This window comes from Flavobacterium sp., assembly GCF_046073885.1.
GTDB lineage: Bacteria > Bacteroidota > Bacteroidia > Flavobacteriales > Flavobacteriaceae > Flavobacterium.
Map to the genome: position 1 here is coordinate 37,440 of NZ_JBJTND010000045.1, position 7,434 is coordinate 44,873.

The following is a 7,434-nucleotide window of genomic DNA, read 5'->3' on the forward strand; positions in this document are numbered from 1 at the left end:
CAAAAAGGAGATTAATACTCCAATTCCAATGCAAAACAAGTTTTTCCCTCTTTACTTAGAGTAAAAGTATTTTGTTTTCTATTAATTGCTACAGCTTCAAGATAGGATACTTCTTTCAAGTAATTCATATCCAAACTAGTAATTTTCTTCTTTAATAACACTTCAGGTTCTAAGCAATCCAAGCACCATTCTAAATATTTCACACTATTGGCATGATTTACAATATCCAAATCCGATAATTGAACCACCCGTTGTTGTACAAGTTCAAATTCTTGAGCAATATTAATTTTTGAAAATCCAATATGAACTGCTCTATTTTCTGGGTATATTTCAAAGTGTTCATGAGGCAATGCCAAGGTTTCAGGTCTTCGGGTAGTAGTGTTAAAAACTGCCCAATAGGTTTCGCAACCCACAATTTTTTCATCCCCCAAATACAATTCTAAACAACGAGTAGATCTTGAATTTTCTAATGAATTGATCCAAGTTTTTACCGTTACGTTATCTTTCCATTTTGGTAATTGCTTGATTTCAATTCGCATTTTACTCAATACCCACGACTGATCATAATCTTGCATGTCACTAAAGCTAATTCCACCAAGCTCAGAATGCGCAGCTGCTGTAAGCTGAAATAAATTACATAATTCAGTGTACTTTAAATACCCACTGGGATAGCATTGCAAAAAATTAATTTCCCAATCTCTAGATAATGTCGATGTGAAGTTGGATGCTATTGGCATTTTTCAATATAATTTTCAACGTAATTTGCAATCTCTTTTCTATCGGTTAAATAATCAAACCATACAGCATTTTCAGTTCTCTTAAACCAAGTTAACTGCCTTTTAGAAAAGCGTCTTGTATTTTTCTTTATTTCTTCAATTGCTAAATCTAAAGTTGATTTCCCTTCAAAATAATCAAAAAGTTCTCTGTATCCAACCGTTTGCAAGGCGTTTAATTCTTTATATTGAACAAGTGATTCAGCTTCTTTGAGCAGTCCTTCTTCCATCATTAGATCAACTCTTTGGTTTATTCGCTGGTACATAATTTCTCTATTGGCTTCCAAACCAATTATTATAGGAGTAAAGTTTCTACTTGTTGAATTTTTATTCAAATAAGTTGAATAGGGTTTTCCTGTACCCAAGCAAACTTCCACAAAGCGCATCATTCTGTGCGGATTTTGCAAGGTTTGTGGATTGGTTTCCAAAAGTAAATAATAATAGTTAGAATCCAATTCTTTTAAAGCACCAACAAGGTAATCCAAACCTTTTTCTTCATAAGTTAAACGTACTTCTTCACGAATCTTTGGGTCAATATCAGGAAAGGAATCAAGTCCCTTTAAAATTGCATCTACATACAAACCAGAACCCCCAACTAATATTTGGATGTTATTTTTTTTAAATAAAGCATCAAGTTGAACCAGTGCTTCTTTTTCAAAGTCACCAACCGAATAGCTTTCAAAAATCGATTTGTTTTGAATAAAATGGTGTGGTGCGGCTTTCAATTCATTAGCAGTAGGTACCGCAGTTCCAATTTTCATTTCTTTAAAAAACTGCCGACTATCACAAGATAGTATTTCACAACCAAAATGGTTTGCCAAGTCAATACTTAACGAAGTTTTGCCAATTGCAGTAGGGCCAATTATGGTAATTAAATAATTTTGAGCCATTAAAAAGTAATAATTTTTTGAACTCTATTTTTTCTTAAATAACCCTGAATGATAGAACGCGTATCGCGATTGTTTTGCATCGGAATTAAGATGTTTTTAAACACTTCCATATTGGTTATTTGATAATTCAAATCAAAAAAGCAATATCCTTTATAAATCCCATTTTCAATTAATACTGCACTTCGTTCATTGATCTTTCTACCGCGATCAACGATGATTTTATTCTGATTATTGAAACTCATTTCATTCAGAAATTCTTCAACTCTTAGATTGTATTCTTCTGGTGTTTCTTTGCCTAGGCAAGCACCATTGCATTCATTTATTTTATGTTGAAAACAACCATTTTGGGTTTCATACAGTCCGTTTAACTTCTGACATAAATTATATTTTTCTGTAATTCGAAACAATGAATTTTTTCCTTCTTGCAGGGATGTATAAGAAGTAATTTCTTTTTTTCTACCATCAGCTTTTTGAAGTTTTAGATTCAAATATCCATTATCATCAAGCACTTCATACAAAGCCCATTGAAAAATGCTTTTTCGTTGCGCTCGATTATATATAGGTTTATTGATTTTTATTTCTTCACTTTCTTTTAATAAAGCAACCAATTCGCTTCCGGTTTCTTCATAGGTTACCGTAAATACTTGTGCTTGTATTTTTTTGCTTTTATTGTTTTTACCTGTAAAATGTTGGTTGACCCTTTTCTTAATATTTTTACTTTTTCCAATATAAATTAAATCCCCTTTTTCATTGTGGATGTAATAAATACCGGTTTTGTTAGGTAAACTCTCAACAATATCTAAAAGTTTAGGTGAAAGTCCGCTTTTAATTTCCGCTTTGATTAATCCAATTAATATTTCTTTTTCGGTATCCTTAGCTAAAAGCAATTGAAATAATTTTACTGTTGCCAATGCATCGCCACTCGCTCGATGCCTGTCTGACATTGGTATTCCCAATGCACGAACTAATTTTCCTAAGCTATAGGATGGTTGTTCGGGAATTAATTTCTTTGATAATTCTACCGTGCAAAGAGTAGGTTTTACAAAATCATATCCCAAGCGATTGAATTCGGTGCGTAATATTCGATAATCAAATGAGGTGTTATGTGCAACTAAAATGCAATCTTCTGTGATTTCAATAATGCGTTTGGCCACTTCATAAAATTTTGGTGCCGAACGCAACATGGCATTATTGATGCCTGTGAGTTTCACTACAAAAGGCTGGATTGGTTTTTCTGGATTGATTAAGCTAATGAATTGATCTATAATTTCGTAGCCGTCATATTTGTATATAGCAATTTCGGTAATTCCTTCTTCGTTGAATTGCCCTCCTGTTGTCTCTATGTCAATTATTGCGTACAAATTTCAGTTTTCAGTTTTCAGTTTGTCATTCCATAGGAATTTTAATTCCTAGTTCCAAAGATACTACTTCCTATTCGAACCATGTTGCTTCCGCAAGAAATAGCCAGCTCATAATCGCCAGACATCCCCATGGAAAGTATATCTAGTTTAAGGTTTGAAATTTCGTTACTATTAATATTATCAAAAAGTGCTTTCAAATGCTGAAATTCAGCTTCAATTTGATTTTGATCATTTGTAAAACTTGCCATTCCCATGAGCCCAACAATTCGAATGTTTTTTAATTCTTTAAATTCATTGGAACTTATTATTTCTAGTAATTCAGATTCGTTTAAGCCAAATTTGGTTTCCTCGTTTGCAATATACATTTGCAATAAACAGTCAATTACACGATTGTATTTTTGGGCTTGCTTATTGATTTCTTGAAGGAGTTTCAAACTATCGACGCCATGAATTAAACTAACATATTCCGCCATGTACTTAACCTTATTTGTTTGTACATGTCCAATCATGTGCCACTGAATTTCTTTGGGCATCTGTTCCCATTTTTCGGTCATTTCTTGGATTTTATTTTCTCCAAAAATAAGCTGACCTGCAGTATAGGCTTCCATTAAATCACTTACCGGTTTGGTTTTAGAAACGGCTACTAAAGTAACCGAATTGGGAAGTTGAGATTTTATTTGTAAAAGATTTTGGGCTATTGACATGATATCAAATTATGAAATACAAAAATAGTTAAAACTCGGCAGTCTTGGGTTTATTCATAAAAAAAAGTGCTTGATTTCTCAAACACTTTTTTATGAAAAATTTATAGAATTATTTTTTCTCTTCCATTTTTTTTCCTGAACAACATCCGCCTTTTTTGTCTTTAGCGCATGATTTCATTTCTTTTTTACTGCACTCTTTTTTCTCTTGTTTTTCTTGTGCATTTACGTTAGCAGCAAATAAGAAAGCTGCGATAGCCATAGCTGAAATTACTTTTTTCATTTTTTTATTGTTTTTAAATTGATTTATAAAGATTGAATTCAAATGTATCAAAAAAATAATTTGAATTTCAAAAAAATATCATAATGTTTTAATTGTTTTTTGAATTTCTAGGAATTAGACATCCATTTGGTCCACAACCAAAATTAAATACTGCCTGAATTAGAAAAAATAATCCAAAAACAACTAAATACCACTCAAATTTATCTGCTGCTTGTGTAAATAAAATTAAAGCGAACCCCAATCGAATTATTCGGAGTAAATTCCAATTTGTAAATAATCTATTTTTCATTACTTCAAAGTAGAAGGACAAACAAATTCCGATGTTTTAATTCCGGTTTTTTTAATTGCTGCGAATCCACCGTTCACATTAATCACATTATTGTATCCTCTTGCTTTTAAAATCGAAGCCGCAATCATAGAACGATATCCTCCAGCACAGAACAAATAAAATTCTATATCTTTTGGAAATTCAGAGAGGTGCTCGTTCAAGTAATCAAGTGGCGTTGATGGAGCTTCATTTAAATGTTCGGCAGAAAATTCCCCCGGTTTTCTTACATCAAATACAGCTATTTCTTCTTTTAGTTTTTCTTCTAAGGTTTCAGCCGAAATACAATTTACAGTGTCTATTTCAAATCCGGAATTTTTCCATGCGTCTATTCCTCCTTCTAAATATCCGATTGTAGCATCATAGCCAACGCGTGCTAATCGTTTTATGGTTTCGGTTTCCTTGCCCTCTGGGGTAACCAATAAAATAGGTTGTTTAAAATCCAATATTAAGGCTCCAACCCACGGGGCAAAAGCGCCATGAATTCCTATGAAAATCGAGTTTGGAATATGTCCTTGTGCAAAGTCATTTTCATTTCTTACGTCTAATATAAGTGCGTTTGTTTCATTTGCCACAATTTCAAATTCTTTTGCACTAAGCGCTTTGGCATTGTTAATTATGGTTTCAACATTCTCGTATCCTTCCTTATTTAATTTTACATTCATAGGGAAATAGGCGGGTGGAGGAAGTAAACCATCTGTAACTTCAGCAATAAACTCTTCTCTTGTCATGTTTGCACGAAGTGCATAATTAGTAGCTTTTTGGTCTCCAATTGTGCCCACAGTTTCTTTGCTTAAATTTTTTCCACATGCGCTTCCGGCACCATGAGCGGGATAGATGATTACATCATCTGCAAGAGGCATGATCTTAGTTCGAATACTATCAAACAGAATTCCTGCTAATTCTTCTTGGGTCATATGAGCTGCTTTTTGAGCTAAATCGGGTCTTCCTACATCACCTAAAAATACGGTGTCTCCACTAAATAAAGCGTAATCTTTTCCTGTCTTGTCTTTCAATAAATAACACGAACTTTCCATGGTATGCCCTGGGGTGTGCAAACAAGTAATGGTAATTTCTCCCAACTGAAAAACTTGCCCATCAGTAGCAACAATTGAATCATATTCCGGTGTAGCATTTGGTCCAAAAACTATGGGCGCACCTGTTTTTTGAGCAAGAGTAACATGTCCGCTAACGAAATCGGCATGAAAGTGGGTTTCAAAAATGTATTTTATTGTTGCATTGTCTGCATTTGCTTTATCAATATAAGGTTGAACTTCACGCAACGGATCAATAATAGCAACTTCACCATTGCTTTCAATGTAATAAGCACCTTGTGCTAAACATCCAGTATAAATTTGTTCAATTTTCATATGCAATAATTTTATGTAAAGATATTAAGGCTTTCCTATGATATTGGTAACCTTTGTTACAAAGTTAGGGAATATTGTAGTGATTCCGATTTAAATGAATCCTAATAAAAACCTAAAAATATACTTTATTTTAAGAATAATTCTTTCAATATAATATAAACACCCATGAATAACACAAACCATCCAAATCCAGTTTTTAGTTTGTCACCGGTTATTTTTTTTGACAAAAAACTACCAATAAAAACACCAATTATTGAGCAGATAGTGAAAGTAAGGAGTAAATTCCAACCGAGAGTTTGATCACTTCGTAAATCACCTAAAAATCCTATTAAAGATTGTGCGGCAACAATAAATAAAGAAGTTCCAACTGCTTTTTTCATAGGCGTTTTGGCTAGAAAAAGCAATGCTGGAATTATTAAAAACCCGCCTCCAGCACCTACAAATCCTGCAACTAATCCAATCAGAATCCCTTGTAATATTATTTTGCTGTAATTTAATTTAGTGTTGGTTTCTTGAATTTCAATTCGAATTGGTCGTATCATTCTGATAGAAGCCAAAATCATCACGACAGCAAAAACGATCATGATGAACACCGATTTATGCATGGTGAAAAAAGAAGTTGAGAAGATAATTTCGGGTAATTTTGGCACAATTATTCTTCGTGTTATAAAAACACTTAGAATAGTTGGGACACCAAATAAAATCACCATTTGGAAATCAACTAATTTTTGTTTTGCTTTTTGGATTCCTCCAAATAAAGCCGTTGTTCCAACAATAAATAGGGAATAAGCAGTGGCTAAAATAGGTTCTATCCCTAGAATGTATACTAAAATAGGAACAGATAATATGGAACCTCCACTACCAATTAATCCTAAGGTTATACCAACCAATGTTGCAAAAAGGTAACCAATTAACAGATTTAATTCCATTTCTATTTAGGGCATTTATTGAATTGTAAAAATACAACATTTCAATTCAAAAATTTAATCAATTTTAGATTTGATCTTTTAGCGTAATTATACCTTGTCTTAATTGAATTCGATTTTTTTGTTCTAAAAGTTTCAATATTCTTGAAATTACAACCCTTGAACTATTTAAATCTATAGCAATTTCATGGTGCGTACAATGTATGTCCCTTGTGTTTTTGATTTTAGATTTATCTATTAAATAACTCCAAATTCGATCTTCCAAACTCAAAAACGCAATCGAATCTATTGCGGTTAACATTTCTTTCATTCGGTTGTTGTAACTAAAAAAAATAAAGTTGCGCCAACTAGAAAATGTTTCCAACCAATCTTCCATTTTATCAAGTGGAATAAAAACTATTTGTCCAGTTGTTTCAGCAGTGGCGCGAATTTCACTTTTAGATTTGTTGAAGCAACTGGTTAGTGTTATGGCACAGGTATCTCCTTTTTCAATAAAATATAAAAGTAATTCGCCTTGATGTTTATCTTCACGAGATATTTTTAAAGTTCCATTTAAGAGCAAAGGCATCCAATTTGACGAGTTTCCAATGTCTAAAAGAATTTCACCTTCAATAAAATTTTTGAAAACTGCAAAATTCGCAATTTCATCAATTAATTTTTCTTCAAAAACGGTTTTGAAAATGGGAGTGAGAAGTTCCTTCATCTATTTTTTAACGAAGGCCTTTTCGTACATTTCAATCCATTTTTGGGGAGTAAGTGCAAAGCTATTCGACCCTGACTCATTTTTAAAGGCATCGAATTCGAT

The 7,434-nt window shown here is 32.7% G+C and carries 8 protein-coding genes; all 8 read right to left on the bottom strand.

The annotated features are described in order from the left end of the window. Positions 1-11: 11 nt before the first annotated feature. Positions 12-737, bottom strand: coding sequence for an acyl-[acyl-carrier-protein] thioesterase (locus ACKOWY_RS05980; RefSeq protein ID WP_408940528.1), 726 nt, complete (start codon positions 735-737; stop codon positions 12-14). Next, a complete protein-coding gene (miaA, locus tag ACKOWY_RS05985) occupies positions 728-1,663 on the bottom strand; it encodes a tRNA (adenosine(37)-N6)-dimethylallyltransferase MiaA (protein WP_408940529.1) in 936 nt (311 codons plus the stop codon). The genes ACKOWY_RS05980 and miaA overlap by 10 nt, the downstream gene beginning before the upstream one ends. Further along, positions 1,663-3,024, bottom strand: a complete 1,362-nt coding sequence (locus ACKOWY_RS05990; protein WP_408940530.1) for an exonuclease domain-containing protein — start codon at positions 3,022-3,024, stop codon at positions 1,663-1,665. The genes miaA and ACKOWY_RS05990 overlap by 1 nt, the downstream gene beginning before the upstream one ends. Positions 3,025-3,065: 41 nt before the next feature. Beyond that, positions 3,066-3,728: a YggS family pyridoxal phosphate-dependent enzyme gene (locus ACKOWY_RS05995; protein ID WP_408940531.1), complete on the bottom strand. Its 663-nt coding sequence runs from the start codon at positions 3,726-3,728 to the stop codon at positions 3,066-3,068. A 109-nt stretch (positions 3,729-3,837) separates the two neighbouring features. Then, positions 3,838-4,008 (bottom strand): hypothetical protein, encoded by a 171-nt coding sequence (locus tag ACKOWY_RS06000; RefSeq protein ID WP_408940532.1) that lies wholly within the window; start codon positions 4,006-4,008, stop codon positions 3,838-3,840. 288 nt (positions 4,009-4,296) lie between these two features. Next, positions 4,297-5,703: an MBL fold metallo-hydrolase gene (locus ACKOWY_RS06005; RefSeq protein WP_408940533.1), complete on the bottom strand. Its 1,407-nt coding sequence runs from the start codon at positions 5,701-5,703 to the stop codon at positions 4,297-4,299. A 125-nt stretch (positions 5,704-5,828) separates the two neighbouring features. Next, complete coding sequence (locus ACKOWY_RS06010) at positions 5,829-6,632, bottom strand: sulfite exporter TauE/SafE family protein (protein WP_408940534.1); 804 nt, start codon at positions 6,630-6,632, stop codon at positions 5,829-5,831. A 64-nt stretch (positions 6,633-6,696) separates the two neighbouring features. Continuing rightward, complete coding sequence (locus ACKOWY_RS06015) at positions 6,697-7,332, bottom strand: Crp/Fnr family transcriptional regulator (protein ID WP_408940535.1); 636 nt, start codon at positions 7,330-7,332, stop codon at positions 6,697-6,699. Between the last annotated feature and the right edge of the window lie 102 nt (positions 7,333-7,434).

Coding starts and splice junctions, on each gene's coding strand:
- ACKOWY_RS06005 (WP_408940533.1), bottom strand. CDS start 5,703: ATGAAAATTGAACAAATTTATACTGGATGTTTAGCACAAGGTGCTTAT.
- ACKOWY_RS06015 (WP_408940535.1), bottom strand. CDS start 7,332: ATGAAGGAACTTCTCACTCCCATTTTCAAAACCGTTTTTGAAGAAAAA.
- ACKOWY_RS06000 (WP_408940532.1), bottom strand. CDS start 4,008: ATGAAAAAAGTAATTTCAGCTATGGCTATCGCAGCTTTCTTATTTGCT.
- ACKOWY_RS05995 (WP_408940531.1), bottom strand. CDS start 3,728: ATGTCAATAGCCCAAAATCTTTTACAAATAAAATCTCAACTTCCCAAT.
- ACKOWY_RS05980 (WP_408940528.1), bottom strand. CDS start 737: ATGCCAATAGCATCCAACTTCACATCGACATTATCTAGAGATTGGGAA.
- ACKOWY_RS06010 (WP_408940534.1), bottom strand. CDS start 6,632: ATGGAATTAAATCTGTTAATTGGTTACCTTTTTGCAACATTGGTTGGT.
- miaA (WP_408940529.1), bottom strand. CDS start 1,663: ATGGCTCAAAATTATTTAATTACCATAATTGGCCCTACTGCAATTGGC.